The organism is Streptobacillus ratti, assembly GCF_001891165.1.
In the GTDB taxonomy this organism is placed as follows: Bacteria; Fusobacteriota; Fusobacteriia; order Fusobacteriales; family Leptotrichiaceae; genus Streptobacillus; species Streptobacillus ratti.
This window is the reverse complement of sequence record NZ_LKKW01000124.1, coordinates 1-258: the sequence shown is the minus strand read 5'-3', so window position 1 is coordinate 258 and position 258 is coordinate 1. Positions and strand designations below refer to the sequence as shown.

Sequence of the window (258 nt, the reverse complement as noted above, 5' to 3'; positions counted from 1 at the left end):
CTATTTCGCATACCGCAGTGGTCTGGTTAATTGCCTTTGGCGGGATGGTGATCAGCAAACGCTTTACTGCTCAATCAGCAGAACCGTGGCTCCAGTTGATTTCCGCAGTGATCATTATTAGCACCGCGTTCTGGATGTTCTGGCGTACCTGGCGCGGCGAACGCAACTGGCTGGAGAATGTGCACGAGCATGATCATGAGCATCATCACCACGATCACGAAGATCACCACGACCATGGACATCATCACCATCACGAAC

Annotated in this window: 1 protein-coding gene; it reads left to right on the top strand. The window is 51.9% G+C overall.

From position 1 onward, the window contains the following. Positions 1-258, top strand: a 258-nt coding sequence (locus BT993_RS07065; protein ID WP_482984221.1) for a HoxN/HupN/NixA family nickel/cobalt transporter, incomplete at both ends; no start/stop codon positions are given.